The 13,500-nt window shown below is 64.1% G+C and carries 12 protein-coding genes and 1 tRNA gene; 8 read left to right on the forward strand and 5 right to left on the reverse strand.

Annotation, left to right across the window (positions count from 1 at the left end):
• Positions 1–11: 11 nt before the first annotated feature.
• On the reverse strand, positions 12–833 hold the full coding sequence (locus tag C1933_RS05820) for a FecR domain-containing protein (protein WP_234414664.1): 822 nt from the start codon (positions 831–833) through the stop codon (positions 12–14).
• Positions 834–1,027: 194 nt separating this feature from the next.
• On the opposite strand from C1933_RS05820, the gene C1933_RS05825 reads away from it, so the two are divergent.
• The 4 genes from C1933_RS05825 to C1933_RS05840 all read left to right on the forward strand — a co-directional run bounded on the left by C1933_RS05825 (position 1,028) and on the right by C1933_RS05840 (position 5,182).
• Complete coding sequence (locus tag C1933_RS05825; RefSeq protein ID WP_108752498.1) at positions 1,028–2,032, forward strand: 2-hydroxyacid dehydrogenase; 1,005 nt, start codon at positions 1,028–1,030, stop codon at positions 2,030–2,032.
• A 36-nt stretch (positions 2,033–2,068) separates the two neighbouring features.
• Positions 2,069–2,144, forward strand: a tRNA-Thr gene (locus C1933_RS05830).
• A 1,250-nt stretch (positions 2,145–3,394) separates the two neighbouring features.
• Entirely contained in the window at positions 3,395–4,666 is a 1,272-nt protein-coding gene (locus tag C1933_RS05835) for a hypothetical protein (RefSeq protein ID WP_159093944.1), read from the forward strand.
• 48 nt (positions 4,667–4,714) lie between these two features.
• Complete coding sequence (locus tag C1933_RS05840) at positions 4,715–5,182, forward strand: hypothetical protein (protein ID WP_108752500.1); 468 nt, start codon at positions 4,715–4,717, stop codon at positions 5,180–5,182.
• On the opposite strand, the gene C1933_RS05845 is transcribed toward C1933_RS05840, so the two are convergent.
• The 3 genes from C1933_RS05845 to C1933_RS05855 all read right to left on the reverse strand — a co-directional run bounded on the left by C1933_RS05845 (position 5,152) and on the right by C1933_RS05855 (position 6,663).
• Positions 5,152–5,511, reverse strand: coding sequence for a hypothetical protein (locus tag C1933_RS05845; RefSeq protein ID WP_108752501.1), 360 nt, complete (start codon positions 5,509–5,511; stop codon positions 5,152–5,154). The genes C1933_RS05840 and C1933_RS05845 overlap by 31 nt on opposite strands.
• Before the next feature lie 38 nt (positions 5,512–5,549).
• Complete coding sequence (locus C1933_RS05850) at positions 5,550–5,906, reverse strand: hypothetical protein (RefSeq protein WP_108752502.1); 357 nt, start codon at positions 5,904–5,906, stop codon at positions 5,550–5,552.
• Positions 5,907–6,324: 418 nt separating this feature from the next.
• Positions 6,325–6,663 (reverse strand): hypothetical protein, encoded by a 339-nt coding sequence (locus C1933_RS05855; protein ID WP_108752503.1) that lies wholly within the window; start codon positions 6,661–6,663, stop codon positions 6,325–6,327.
• A 339-nt stretch (positions 6,664–7,002) separates the two neighbouring features.
• Between C1933_RS05855 and cyoA the strand changes: the two genes are divergently transcribed.
• Genes cyoA through cyoD form a run of 4 tightly spaced genes read left to right on the forward strand, consistent with a single transcriptional unit; the run spans position 7,003 to position 11,019 of the window.
• Positions 7,003–8,043, forward strand: a complete 1,041-nt coding sequence (gene cyoA / locus C1933_RS05860) for a ubiquinol oxidase subunit II (RefSeq protein WP_108752504.1) — start codon at positions 7,003–7,005, stop codon at positions 8,041–8,043.
• Between the two features lie 2 nt (positions 8,044–8,045).
• The gene (cyoB, locus tag C1933_RS05865) at positions 8,046–10,043 is read left to right on the forward strand and encodes a cytochrome o ubiquinol oxidase subunit I (protein WP_108748964.1); all 1,998 of its coding nucleotides are present in this window, start codon (positions 8,046–8,048) and stop codon (positions 10,041–10,043) included.
• Positions 10,040–10,678, forward strand: coding sequence for a cytochrome o ubiquinol oxidase subunit III (gene cyoC, locus C1933_RS05870; RefSeq protein ID WP_108748965.1), 639 nt, complete (start codon positions 10,040–10,042; stop codon positions 10,676–10,678). The genes cyoB and cyoC overlap by 4 nt, the downstream gene beginning before the upstream one ends.
• Positions 10,678–11,019, forward strand: coding sequence for a cytochrome o ubiquinol oxidase subunit IV (gene cyoD, locus C1933_RS05875; protein WP_108748966.1), 342 nt, complete (start codon positions 10,678–10,680; stop codon positions 11,017–11,019). The genes cyoC and cyoD overlap by 1 nt, the downstream gene beginning before the upstream one ends.
• 219 nt (positions 11,020–11,238) lie before the next feature.
• On the opposite strand, the gene C1933_RS05880 is transcribed toward cyoD, so the two are convergent.
• Complete coding sequence (locus C1933_RS05880; protein ID WP_108752505.1) at positions 11,239–13,296, reverse strand: EAL domain-containing protein; 2,058 nt, start codon at positions 13,294–13,296, stop codon at positions 11,239–11,241.
• Positions 13,297–13,500: the final 204 nt, after the last annotated feature.

Below are 13,500 nucleotides of genomic sequence, written 5' to 3' on the forward strand. Positions count from 1 at the left end.
GCGCCGCGGCCTCAGTACACGCGGCGCAGTTCCAGCGCGCCATCCTTGCGCGGCTGGCCAGCGATGGACCACCCCAGCTGCAGGGCGGACAGCAGTTCATGCGCATCCCCTGCGCGGAAGCTGCCGCTGACGGCCAGATCGGCAATGTCCGGGTCGGCAATCACCAGCGGCGTGCTGCCGTAGCGGTTCATGCGCTCCACCACCACCGACAGCGGCGTCGCGTCGAACACCAGGTCGCCCTGCGGCCAGCCTTCGGCGGCGGCGGTGGTGGACAACTGCGGGCCCGGCTGGATGCGGCCGGAGGCCAGCACCTGCAACTGCTGGCCCGGCGCCAGCGTGTGCTGCGCACTGCCGCTGGTCACTTCCACCGCGCCTTCCAGCAAGGCCACTTCCACCCGGCCATCGTTCAGGCGTTCCACCTGGAAGGTGGTGCCGATGTCACGGATGCTGCTGTTGCCGGCCTGCAGGCGCAGGGCCCGCGACGACGGTGCCACTTCCAGCTGCACGCGGCCCTGGTCCAACTGCAGTTCACGCGTGCGCCAACCGAAGCGGGCGCTGAGCGCGCTACCGGCATCGAGCGTGGCCACGCTGCCATCGGCCAGGATCTGCCGCTGCACAGCATGGGTGGTATTGGCGTATATGCGGGTGGACGGATTGCCGTCCGTGTACAGCAACCAGCCGGCCGTTGCGGCCAGGCCGATGCCGGCGGCCACCGCCATCGGCAGCCAGCGGCGGCGAACGGGGTGGACCCCGGCCGGAGCGCTGTCGCGCGGTGCGCCGCGTGGCGGTTGTTGCAGTACCACGGTCCCTTCCTTGTTCTCGTTGCGAATCATTCGCAGTCTCCATGGTGGTGGAGAGGATTGCGGCCCAGCTCCTTGCGTAGCCCGCGCAACGCACGGGCACAGTGCGGATTCTGCCTGAGCGCGCGGGGCGGTAGAAGTGCCGGCGGTCATGTCGCCGCGCCGGGTGCTGCGGCATGAGCGCCGGCGCGCTATGGTCGGGGCAGGATTTCCACGCAGGCCCGCCCATGCAGATCGCCGTATTCAGTGCCCGCCCGTACGATCGCCGCTTCCTGGACGAGGCCAGCGCGCAGCAGGGCGCGGGGCAGGGGCATGAACTGGTCTACTTCGATGCCACGCTGGACCTTCACACCGCGCCCCTGGCGCAGGGCTGCGCGGCGGTCTGCGTGTTCGTGAACGACCAGCTGGATGCGCCGGTGCTGCAGGCCCTGCACGCCGGCGGCGTGCGCGCGGTACTGCTGCGCTGCGCCGGCTTCAACAACGTGGACGTGGCCGAGGCGCAGCGGCTGGGCCTGTTCGTGGCGCGGGTGCCGGCCTATTCGCCCGAAGCGGTGGCCGAGCACGCGCTGGCGCTGGTCATGACCCTGAACCGCCATACCCACCGCGCCTACAACCGCGTGCGCGAAGGCAACTTCATGCTGGACGGCCTGCTGGGCCGAACCCTGCATGGCCGCACGGTGGGCATCGTCGGCACCGGCAAGATCGGCCTGGCCACCGCCCGTATTTTCCGCGGCATGGGCTGCACCGTGCTGGGGCACGACCCGTACCCGTCGGCGGCGTTCGCCAGCGTGGGCGACAGCGTGGCGCTGGATGAGCTGCTGGCGCGCGCCGACATCGTGTCGCTGCATTGCCCGCTGACGCCGGACACCCACCACCTGATCAACGATGCCTCGCTGGCGCGCATGAAGCCCGGCGCGATGCTGGTGAATACCTCGCGCGGCGCCCTGGTGGACACCCACGCGGTGATCCGCGCGCTGAAGTCGCGGCGGCTGGGGCAACTGGCCATTGACGTGTACGAACAGGAAAGCGCGCTGTTCTTCCAGGACCTGTCCGGCGAGATCATCGACGACGAAGCCTTCCAGCGCCTGATGACCTTCCCCAACGTGCTGGTGACCGGCCACCAGGGCTTCTTCACGGTGGAGGCCCTGCAGGAGATCTCGGCGATCACGATGGGCAACCTGGCCGATTTCGCCGCCGGGCGGGACTGCGCCAACCAGGTGCGGGCGGATTGACCGCAGGGCTGGGCTGCCCGTAAAATCGCCTGCTCAGCCGGAATAGCTCAGTTGGTAGAGCGGCGCATTCGTAATGCGTAGGTCGCAGGTTCGACTCCTGTTTCCGGCACCAGTTGTGGAAAAGCCCCGGCCTTGGTCGGGGCTTTTTGTTTTGGGTGCGCTCGTGGAACTCATTGATTGGTCAGGGGCGCGCGCCCAGCTATGTGCTGGCCGGGCCTCGTTGCTGTGAGTTGCGGATGATTCGTGTCTGTATGACACGAACGAACCTGAGCCATCGACCGGCTTCTAGACGCTTAGCACTCCGCGTCAATCTGTTCGTTGATGCTCTCCAAAGAACGGCGCGGCAACTCGCGTATCTCCGCTCGCGACTGTCCAAGTCTTGACCAACCGCAGTGCACGGGGCTGAAAAAAGCCGTCATCGTTTCCGTAGAGTGCCAGGCTCTTCTTATCCGGTGGTTTTCGCGGTCCAGTTGTTACGGGGCGAGAAAGCTAGTTCAATACAAAAGCAGTTTGGGCGATATTTGATTGAAACAGGGACGGTGGAGCAATCAATGATTACATCTCTGAGTCTGGCGGATGTTGCAACTTATCCGTCTACAGGTGTTCATATAGGGCCTCTAGCTACATGCAATTTTGTTTATGGGCCGAATGGATTTTGGTCGAAGTCGTGCCTGGTTACGCAGCCGGCTGAGGGTCAAGCGTCAGGTCACACGCCAATTTCGTGTGCTTCACCCCATCGTTGGAGGCATCCGCCCCGCAGCCGGGCGCGCAGGAGCTACGGGTGTCGATGCTGCGGTGGCTGGCGGAAACACCCGATTACAGCGTGACCCTCTGCCAGGTCATGAACCTGCCTGACTAGGATTAGCTCGTTCTCGCAAGCTACAGTCTGACAAATAGGACAGGGGGCGGTGGGTGTTGCCGTCGATGTGGCTCAATCAGAAGTTGAGGGAAAGAAGTGAATCCAGCTATTCGAAGTTTTCTCGGAGCACAGTTTGGGGCGGCTCTAATACTGGGTGCGCTTTACTACATATCTGTGAAGGCGGAAAAATCCCACCCGTTGAGTTGGTATGTCATGGTGTGGTTTGTATACACGCTCGTATTTGGAATATTCTCTGTGGTTGAGTACATGAGGCAGAAGCGTCGGTAGCTCTTTCCTGAGGTTTTCCCTGCTTTGGGCGAAGTCGCGCGCGCCCCTCCAAATGATCTCTTTGTGGTTGGAGCAGAGAATGGTAGATGCGTCAACGCATTCCGTGAGTCGCATTGATCTTGTCAATTGATCCAACTGCGATCTTGGAAGAGATCTTCTATCTGAGCAGGTAAGCTTCTGGTAACGATATGTTGCGAGTACAGGGACCGTAAACCATGGCATCAGTAAGCACACTGCGCCGTTTCAGTGCCTTTTCCATCATCGGCATCGCTACGGCGCTTTCCGTCCCCGCATTGGCCGCACAACCCGATGCGCCCGCGCCGCAGGCCACCCCCGCACAACCGATCAACGCCACCAATTTCGTTGGCCTCACCCAGTCACTGGAAGCATCCCCCCAGCAGCCGGGCGCGCAGGAACTGCGGGTGTCGATGCTGCGTTGGCTGGCGGAGACGCCCGATTACATGGTGACCCTCTGCCAGGTCATGAACCTGCCTGACCAGGATGAGGCAGCCAAGAAGATCGGTCTGGATCTGCTGATGCAGCAGAGCTTCGGCAATCTGGCCTTCCAGATAGACCAGCGCGAAAGCAGCGATCAGCTCAGCCAACAGGTGGCCGGTGTGGAAAGCGCGCTTCGCGCCTATGCGGCCTTCATTGCAGCCGATCCTGCGCTGCGCATTGCGGCCATGGATACGTTGGCCGGGCAGCAGAAGGCCGGCACGCTGCGCGCGCATCTGGCGCCTGTGGTGAAGGCGGAATGCGGTGCCAGCGACAACACGGTCATGCTCAACCCGGAATCGGCAGGGCAGGGCGCGTCTGCGCCGTCGCCGTTCCTGGGCGGTTTCCTGCGCGCGACCAGCGTGGTCTACCCGCTGCAGGTAGGCCAGTGGAAGGCGCTGGGCGAGCGCCGCTACGACGATGTCGCGGGTGGTGCGTCGGTGCGCTTCCAGCAGGCCGGCAACGAGGACGGCTGGATCGATGTGTACTTCTACCCGGTGGGTGTGCTGGACCAGGAACAGCGGGCCGGTCTGCTGGAAGGTGAGCGCAAGGGTTTGCTCGAGGCACGCAGCGCAGCGTTGGCAGGGCGCGATGATATGTCGCCAGTGCAGACGGTAACCTTGAAGGTCGCACCGGCGCAGCCGGACGCGGCGGCCAGCATCGAGGCCAGCGTGCTGGATTTCGGCTTCGTGCGCGATGGCAAGGAATACAGTTCGGTAATGCTGCTCGCCATCGACCGCTTGTATGCCATCAAGTTGCGCTACAGCGTGCCGACTGCAAAGAGCAACCGCAACGCGGCGCGCGGCGAGGTTGAAACCTTTGCCGCGGCGTTGCTGCCGCAATTGGATATCAGCAATTCCGGTGGCTGCGGCAGTGTTCCCGTGACCGCACGCGATCGACTGCGCCTAGGCTGCACCGGCACCGACCCGGTCCTGCCGGTGGTGGGCGAGGGGCAGCGGGAAATGCGGTTCGAGTACGCACCGCCACGCTGAGCCAATGCGATCTGCGCGCGGCTGGCCACAGGCATCAGGAATATTCCGATGGATTCAGACACCCAGCGATTCCTCGCCTATCTGCTGTCGAACGGCGCAGTCGGCAGCACCCCTGTCGAACACGCGGCGCACCTGCAGCAGTACTACAGCGGCCAGCTGCCCTTGTCGCGGCCCATCGAGGCTGACATCGACGCGTGGCTGGGCCATGCCGACCCCGCGGCGTTGCTGCGCGCGGCACAGTGGCTGGTGCAGGGGTATGCACTGGCCAATACGTTTCCGTCGCTGCATCTGGCGTGGGTGAAGCGGTTGCTGGATGAAGGCCGGCTGCAACCGCTGCAGGCGATTCCCTTGCTGGCACTGCAGCCGGCACATCACACGCTTGATGAGCAGGGACAGGAAATTGCCTGGCTGGCGCTGCACGCCGTCGAAGAGGGACGCGAGGCCGAAGAGCAACAGCTGCTGCTTTCCCTGCTCGCGACCTATCCTCACCCGCCCGCGCCATGTCGCACGAACTGACCACGCTGGCGCATGGCCCGCCACCATTCATGTTCCAGCTCCCACAGATCCGGCACCTGCTCGCGCGAATCTTCGAACACGATAATCACCATGCGCTTCGGCGAGTTATCGACCAGTAATACCGGTGTATCCCTGGCATAGAGTTCGAAATGCCTCGCCCCGCGCGAGGCCGGGCTGACGCGCAGCCCGTCGGCACTGCGTTCCTGCGCAAACTGTGCAGCCTGCTGCCACATCTGCAGGAAGTTCGGCATGGTCTGTTTGCTGTAGCTGTTTACGCTGAGTGCCGGTTCCGGCAGATACAGATGGCCGACAAGCAGGCCTAGCAGCATCACGACGGCTGTCGGTACGGACGCCGCCGCGCCCCTGGCTACGGTTGCACCTGCAGGCAGCTGGCCGCATGCGCGGTCAGGGCAATGCAGGCCAGCATCAACCCTTCCATGCTGTGGTCGCCCAGGGTGTCTTCGGGCTGGCCGGCCTGGCGGGTGCGCTCGGCCGCCAGCAGTATCTGCTGCACGGTGGCCAGGCCGGCCAGGGCGCAATCGGCGTCGGCCAGTTGCAGACGCCGGCCGGGTGGCACGGTGCGTTCGGGCCAGGGCTGGCCATTGGCGGCCGCACCGGCCTGGATGCGCCGCAGCGTGGGGACGAAGGTGCTGGGGTCGGTGCCGGGTTCGCCAGCAGGCGCCGCGCGGCGGGCGTTCAGATCAGGAAATTCCGATGCGTTCATGGCAGATGCTCCGTGCAAAACACAAAGCGCCACCGCAGGGGTGGCGGACGGTACGTGGCGGCAAAAACCGGTAGTTACTGGAACCCGGTGGGTGCATGCGAACAGGCACCCCCACGCACCGCCCGCCAAAGAACGCGAACGGATTGCCAGCCGGCGCCACGCAGAGGTGGCGCCGGCTGACAAGCGTAAACAACCCAGTAACATTCGGGTTTTGCCGACCCGGCCACTCGTTTTCAGTGGCATGCCATGGTGTGCACAGCCCGCGAGCGGCTGCCAAGGGCAGATTGCGTCAACGGAGGGGTGCTTTACGCTTCGGCGGCATTTTGGCACGCCGGCCCGCCGCCCGAAACGCCCGCCCGACAAGGCCGGGGGCTATCAGGCCCGGTTCAACAGGCCAGCGCCGCCCGCATCGAACAGGTCAGCCCGCCCCGCGCACCCAACGCCCCAACCCAAGGCGATCACGACAAAACGGAGCCAGTTGCCGCAGATAGCCGCCCGCCGCCCCGGCCAGTGCGCCGCCGGCCAACCGCCCCGCGACCCGCAGCCCGCGCCCGGCCTGCAGGCGAAGCCAGGGGAGGGTGGCCAGCAGTTGTGCCCCCAGCAGCAGCGCCAGCACGTCCAGCCCCAGCACATCCATCAGCCCCAGCAGCGGCGCCAGTTCCGGGTTGCAGGCCAGCAGCACCACCAGGGCGGCGCCCAGCAGGGCAAGCGTGCGGCGCACGGTGGGTGTGCTGAGCCAGCGGAGCAGGGCAGTCATCAGGCATCCTTGCGAAGACGGAGGTGTCTGTCATGCAGTCTTGGTGCGGCAGGGGCGCACTTCAAGTACGCTGAACAGGTTCAGCCTACTTTGCCGAATCCGGTCCCCGGCGCCCGCAAACGGGGTGCCCTGCGCGCGGTGCGACAACGTGTCGCAGCGATATCCGGCCGATTCCTGCGCTGGATCATTGTCAATGCCTTTCTTAAATGATGCGTGACGGCCTAAAATTGAAAGGCTGACTCGACCCCACCTCACTGCCTGTCTCAACCACAGGCGGGACCGGCTTTTGCCGGAGCGGGCAGGACGGGGAACGGCATTCCCTCGCAATTGGATCGACCGATGATTCCGTTGAAAACCCTTGGGCGCTGGTTGCGCCCGGGCCTGCTGCTCGCACTGCTGGTGATGCTCACCGGCTGCGATGCCGTGGCCATCCTCAGTCCGAAGGGCCAGATTGGCCAGGACGAGAAGACCCTGCTGATCACGGCTGTCGTGCTCATGCTGCTGGTCGTCGTCCCGGTCATCGTCATGACCCTGACCTTCGCGTGGAAGTACCGCGCTTCCAACACCAAGGCCCGTTACGAGCCGAAGTGGTCGCATTCCACGGCGATCGAGGTGGTGGTGTGGTCGATCCCCTGCATGATCGTGCTGGTGCTGGCGGTCCTGACCTGGCGTTCGTCGCACGCACTGGACCCGTACAAGCCGCTGGAATCGGACGTCAAGCCGGTCACCATCGAGGCGATCTCGCTGGACTGGAAGTGGCTGTTCATCTATCCGGAAGAGAAGGTTGCGGTCGTCAACGAGATCAAGTTCCCGGTGAACACCCCGCTGAACTTCAAGATCACGTCGGACACGGTGATGAATGCGTTCTTCATTCCGCACCTGGGCAGCATGATCTATTCGATGGCGGCGATGGAAACCAAGCTGCACCTGATCGCCAACGAAACCGGTGAATTCCCGGGCATGTCCTCGCACTACAGCGGCGCGGGCTTCGCCAAGATGCATTTCACCGCCTATTCGGTGACCGATGCCGAGTACCGCCAGTGGCTGGACCAGGTGCGTGCCGGCACGCAGACCCTGGACAAGACCAGCTTCAAGGCCCTGGGTGATGCGAAGAATTCCGAGTGGTACCCGGTCACCTACTTCGGCAAGACCGAAGAAGGCCTGTTCGACTGGGTCATTGCCAAGCACATGGGCGACAACCAGCACTACGGCATGAAGCATTCGCATGCCGGTGCGGCCGCCGCCGATGCTGCCAGCCATGAAGCGCACGAGGGGCACACCCCCAGTGACGCGCATGATTCCAAGGAATCGGGTGAAAACCTGGATGCCACCGAACACGAACACGCAGGCCATGCCGGCCACGCGGGTTCGGGAGAATGAACATGTTGGGAAAACTCTCTCTTGAGTCGATCCCCCACGATCCGATCGTCCTGACGACGTTGATCGGTGCAGTGCTGGGTGGTCTGGGCGTGATGGCCCTGATCACCAAGTTCAAGCTGTGGGGTTACCTGTGGAAGGAGTGGTTCACCTCGGTGGACCACAAGAAGATCGGCGTGATGTACCTGATCGTCGCCTTCGTCATGCTGCTGCGCGGCTTCTCCGACGCCATCATGATGCGTACCCAGCAGGCGCTGGCAGTGGGCGGTTCGGAAGGCTACCTGCCGCCGCACCACTACGATCAGATCTTCACCGCCCACGGCGTGATCATGATCTTCTTCGTGGCCATGCCGCTGATCACCGGCCTGATGAACCTGGCCGTGCCGCTGCAGATCGGTGCGCGCGACGTCGCGTTCCCGTTCGTGAACTCGCTCAGCTTCTGGCTGTTCGTGGCCGGTGCGGTGCTGATCATGCTGTCGCTGTGGATCGGTGAATTCGCCGCCACCGGCTGGCTGGCGTTCCCGCCATTGTCGGGCATCGAATACAGTCCAAGCGTCGGCATGGACTACTACATCTGGGGTCTACAGGTCGCAGGCCTGGGTACCACGCTGAGCGGTATCAACTTCTTCATTACCATCCTGAAGATGCGTACCCCCAGCATGAAGCTGATGCAGATGCCGGTGTTCACCTGGACGGCGCTGGTCACCAACGTGCTGATCGTCGCCGCCTTCCCGGTGCTGACCATCACCCTGGTGCTGCTGACCCTGGACCGTTACCTGGGTACGCACTTCTTCACCAATGATGGTGGCGGCAACGCCATGCTGTACATCAACCTGATCTGGATCTGGGGCCACCCGGAAGTCTATATCCTGGTGCTGCCGGCCTTCGGCGTGTTCTCCGAAGTGATCGCGACCTTCTCGCGCAAGGCGCTGTTCGGCTACAAGGGCATGGTCTACGCCACCGCCTGCATCGGCGTGCTGTCGTTCATCGTGTGGCTGCACCACTTCTTCACCATGGGCTCGGGTGCCAACGTCAATGCCTTCTTCGGCATCACGACGATGATCATCTCCATCCCCACCGGCGTGAAGATCTTCAACTGGCTGTTCACCATGTTCCGCGGTCGCGTGCAGTTCACCACGCCCGTGCTGTGGACCATCGGCTTCATGGTCACCTTCACCATCGGCGGCATGACCGGCGTGATGCTGGCGATCCCGGCCATCGACTTCGTGCTGCACAACAGCCTGTTCCTGATCGCCCACTTCCACAACGTCATCATCGGCGGCGTGGTGTTCGGCATGTTCGCTGGTATCACCTACTGGTGGCCGAAGATGTTCGGCTTCCGCCTGAACGAGTTCTGGGGCAAGTGCGCCTTCTGGTGCTGGTTCATCGGCTTCTATGTGACCTTCATGCCGATGTACGTGCTGGGCTTCATGGGCATGACCCGTCGCCTGCAGAGCACCGTGAACCCGGCCTACGAGCCGCTGCTGCTGGTGGCTGCCGCAGGTGCCTTCATCGTGGGTGCCGGCATCCTGTGCCAGATCATCCAGGTGGCTGTGTCGATCCGCGATCGCAAGAAGACCGCCGACCTGACCGGCGACCCGTGGGATGCCCGTACGCTGGAGTGGGAAACCTCTTCGCCGCCAGCCTTCTACAACTTCGGCAGCCTGCCGGAAGTCACCGAACTGGACGATTTCTGGGAGCGCAAGCAGCGTGGTGAAGCCTGGCCGAAGCCGGCCAAGTACACCGACATCCACATGCCGCGCAACACCGGCACGGGTGTGGTCATCGGTGCCTTCAGCCTGGTGTTTGGCTTTGCGATGATCTGGCACATCTGGTGGCTGGCCATCGTCGGCTTCGTCGGCATGATCGCCACGTTCATCTACCGCACCTTCGACCAGGACGTGGACTACTGGGTCCCGGCCGCCGAGGTGGAACGCATTGAGAACGAACACCGCAAGCACCTGGAAGCCCAGGGCCTGGTGAAGTCGGAGCTGAAGGCATGAGCACCAATACCTCGACCCTGAGCCACGGGCACGCCGCGCATGCGGCGGCCCATGGCCATGACGACCACGAGCACCACGACACCGGCGGCAACACCGTCTTCGGTTTCTGGGTGTACCTGATGAGCGACTGCCTCATCTTCGCCTCGCTGTTTGCCACCTACGTGGTGCTGGTGGGCGGAAATGACGGCGGCCCGACCCCGAAGGATCTGTTCGAGCTGCCGTTCGTGGCGTGGGAAACCGCGCTGCTGCTGACCTCGTCGCTGACCTTCGGCCTGGGCATGATTGCCATGCACCGCAAGCAGGTGGGCCAGATGTACCTGTGGCTGGCCATCACCTGGCTGCTGGGCTTCGGCTTCATGTGCATGGAAGTGTGGGAGTTCAACCACCTGATCCACCAGGGCTACGGCCCTGACCGCAGTGCCTTCCTGTCGGCGTTCTTCGCCCTGGTCGGTACCCACGGTCTGCACGTGAGCGCCGGCCTGCTGTGGCTGGCGGTGATGTTCGTGCAGCTGAAGAAGTACGGCCTGACCCCGACCAACAAGACCCGCATGGCGTGCCTGAGCCTGTTCTGGCACTTCCTGGACCTGATCTGGATCGGCGTGTTCTCCGTCGTCTACCTCAATGGAGCGCTGTAATGGCACATGACAACCATGCACACGACCACGGCACCGGCGGCGAAAGCCACGGCAGCGTGAAGTCGTACCTGATCGGCTTCGTGCTGGCGGTGGTGCTGACCGTCATCCCGTTCTGGGTGGTGATGTCGGGCGACTTCTCGCGCACCGTAAGCGGTGTGGTGATCGCGGTTTCCGCGGTGCTGCAGATGCTGGTGCACCTGGTGTTCTTCCTGCACCTGGACCGTTCTTCGGAAAGCCGCTGGAACGTCAACGCTGCTGCCTTCACCGTGGTGGTGATCGGCATCATCGTGGCCGGTACCCTGTGGGTCATGCACAACATGAACGTGCACATGATGCACTGACGTCTTAGCGACGTTGCCACAGACGAAAAGGCCGCCCTTCGGGGCGGCCTTTTTCGTTGGCGGTAGTAGATCCACGCCATGCGTGGATGGCGGCGCGCGCAATGCAGATGGGGTCAGAGCCCTTGCCTGCGGCAAGGGATCCGACCCCGCCGGTCGCGCCGTCATGTGTCCGGGGTCAGATCCCTTGCCGCAGGCAAGGGCTCTGACCCCATGCGCGGTTCAACCCACCTTGCGCAGGAACTCGTCGGCGGCCATCGGCCTGCCCAGGTGGTACCCCTGCAGCTGGTCGCAGCCCAGCCCGCTCAGGTAATCCTGCTGTTCCTTGGTCTCCACGCCCTCGGCCACCACCTGCAGCTGCAGCGAACGGCCCAGCGCCACGATGGACGACACGATGGCCGCGTCTTCGGCGTTCTGTTCCAGCTCGCGTACGAACGCGCGATCGATCTTCAGTTCGGTGGCCGGCATGCGCTTCAGGTACAGCAGGCTGGAATAGCCGGTGCCGAAATCATCAATGGCGATATGCACGCCCATCGCGGTCAGGTCGTTCAGGATCACCAGGCTGGCTTCCACGTCCTTCATCGCCGTGGTTTCGGTGATTTCCAGCGTCAGGCGCTCCGGCGCAATGCCGTGCCGCTGCAGCGCAGCGCGCACGCTGTCCAGCAACGCCGGCGAAGAGAACTGCAGCGGCGACAGGTTCACCGCCATGGTCCATTCGTGCTGGCCGGCATCGTGCCAGGCGCGCAGCTGCGCGCAGGCCTGGTCCAGCACCCAATCGCCAATGGGCAGGATCAACCCGCTGCGCTCGGCAATGGGAATGAACACGTCCGGGCTGAGCATGCCCAGTTCCGGATGCTGCCAGCGCAGCAGCGCTTCGGCGCCCACCGCCGGGGTGCCGGCGGCCACGAACTTGGGCTGGTAGTGCAGCAGCAGCTCGCCGCGTTCGGTGGCGCGGCGCAGGTCCTGCAGCAGGCGCAGCTGGCGGTTCGCGCTCACCTGCATGGACGGGGTAAAGAAGGTATAGCCGTTCCGGCCGCCTTCCTTGGTGTGGTACATCGCCGCGTCGGCATGGGCCATCAGTTCGCGTTCGCTGGTGGCATCGTCCGGGTACAGCGCAATGCCCAGGCTGGCGCTGACCTGCAGTTCGGCCGCATCGATCAGGAACGGTTCGGCCACCGCGGCAATGATGCGCTCGGCCACCACCACCGCGTCGTCGGGCTCTTCGATGGCCAACACGATCACGAACTCATCGCCGCCCAGGCGGGCGAAGGTGTCCTGCGGGCGCAGCAGCGCGCTGACGCGCTGGCTCATCTTCACCAGCAGGCGGTCGCCCAGTTGGTGCCCGTAGGCATCGTTCACCGCCTTGAAGCCGTCCAGATCGCAGAACATGACCGCCAGCGCATGGCCGCGACGGCGCGCCTTTTCGATCGACTGCTCGATGCGGTCCTGCAGCAGCATGCGGTTGGGCAGCTGGGTAAGCGGGTCATGCAGGGCGGCCTGCAGCAGCTTGTCGTTGGCCTTTTCCAGCGATTCGGCCAGCAGGCCGGTGCGCACGCGCATCTGCCGGTCGAACAGCGAGGCCACCAGCGCAATGCCGATCACGCCCAGCGTGGTGACGATCACCAGCACCGCCAGCCAGTGCGATTCAATGCCGCCGTCGATCACCGCGCCGCAGATGCTGCCGGCCGGGAAGCTGGCGGCGGCCATCCCGGTGTAGTGCATGCCGACGATGGCCAGGCCCATCACCGCCGATGCGGCAATGCGCAGCGGCAGGGTGCGCTGGTCTTCGCGGCGCAAGCGGAAGGCGATCCACAGTGCCGCGGTGCAGGCGCCGATGGCCACGGCGATGGACAGCGCGAACCACAGCGGGTCGTAGTCGATGCCGGGCTGCATGCGCATGGCACCCATGCCCAGGTAATGCATGGTGGCCACGCCCAGGCCCATCAGGGTGCCACCGGCCAGCAGGCGCCGGCGCGGCAGTTCCGGGCGCGAGACCAGCCACAGCGCATAGGCCGAGGCGGCAATGGACACCGCCAGCGAGTACAGGGTAATGCCCAGGTCGAAGCCGATCGGAATCGGCAGCTTGAAGGCCAGCATGCCGATGAAGTGCATCGACCAGATGCCCAGACCCATGGCCGATGCGCCGCCGATCAGCCACCAGCGGGCCACCCGGCCCTGTGCGGTGGCCAGGCGGCCGGCCATGTCCAGGGCGGTGTACGAAGCGAGAATGGCCACCAACAGCGAGAAAGCAACCAGGCTCTGGCTGTAAGTGCCAGTCATTGCGGGTCCTTCAGGGAAAGCGGGGAGGGCAGGCATGAAGCCGCGAACTATAGCGGCGGCGGGGGGCTGAACCTTAGCAGTTAAAAAGTGTGATGTTCATCTCGTATTTGGAGATGTGTAGGCGGGGTGCGCCGGGCGGCCTGTCGCAGCGCCTGCGACCGTGCTCGGCTATCCTCCTTCACCGTTCACCACGCAGGATTTCCG

This window comes from Stenotrophomonas sp. ZAC14D2_NAIMI4_6, from assembly GCF_003086875.1.
GTDB lineage: Bacteria > Pseudomonadota > Gammaproteobacteria > Xanthomonadales > Xanthomonadaceae > Stenotrophomonas.

Bases quoted from the DNA above. Each gene is read 5' to 3' on its own strand.
- cyoD (WP_108748966.1), top strand. From the start codon at position 10,678: ATGGCACATGACAACCATGCACACGACCACGGCACCGGCGGCGAAAGC.
- C1933_RS05835 (WP_159093944.1), top strand. From the start codon at position 3,395: ATGGCATCAGTAAGCACACTGCGCCGTTTCAGTGCCTTTTCCATCATC.
- C1933_RS05880 (WP_108752505.1), bottom strand. From the start codon at position 13,296: ATGACTGGCACTTACAGCCAGAGCCTGGTTGCTTTCTCGCTGTTGGTG.
- C1933_RS05855 (WP_108752503.1), bottom strand. From the start codon at position 6,663: ATGACTGCCCTGCTCCGCTGGCTCAGCACACCCACCGTGCGCCGCACG.
- C1933_RS05820 (WP_234414664.1), bottom strand. From the start codon at position 833: ATGATTCGCAACGAGAACAAGGAAGGGACCGTGGTACTGCAACAACCG.
- cyoC (WP_108748965.1), top strand. From the start codon at position 10,040: ATGAGCACCAATACCTCGACCCTGAGCCACGGGCACGCCGCGCATGCG.
- C1933_RS05840 (WP_108752500.1), top strand. From the start codon at position 4,715: ATGGATTCAGACACCCAGCGATTCCTCGCCTATCTGCTGTCGAACGGC.
- C1933_RS05850 (WP_108752502.1), bottom strand. From the start codon at position 5,906: ATGAACGCATCGGAATTTCCTGATCTGAACGCCCGCCGCGCGGCGCCT.
- cyoB (WP_108748964.1), top strand. From the start codon at position 8,046: ATGTTGGGAAAACTCTCTCTTGAGTCGATCCCCCACGATCCGATCGTC.
- C1933_RS05845 (WP_108752501.1), bottom strand. From the start codon at position 5,511: ATGCTGCTAGGCCTGCTTGTCGGCCATCTGTATCTGCCGGAACCGGCA.
- C1933_RS05825 (WP_108752498.1), top strand. From the start codon at position 1,028: ATGCAGATCGCCGTATTCAGTGCCCGCCCGTACGATCGCCGCTTCCTG.
- cyoA (WP_108752504.1), top strand. From the start codon at position 7,003: ATGATTCCGTTGAAAACCCTTGGGCGCTGGTTGCGCCCGGGCCTGCTG.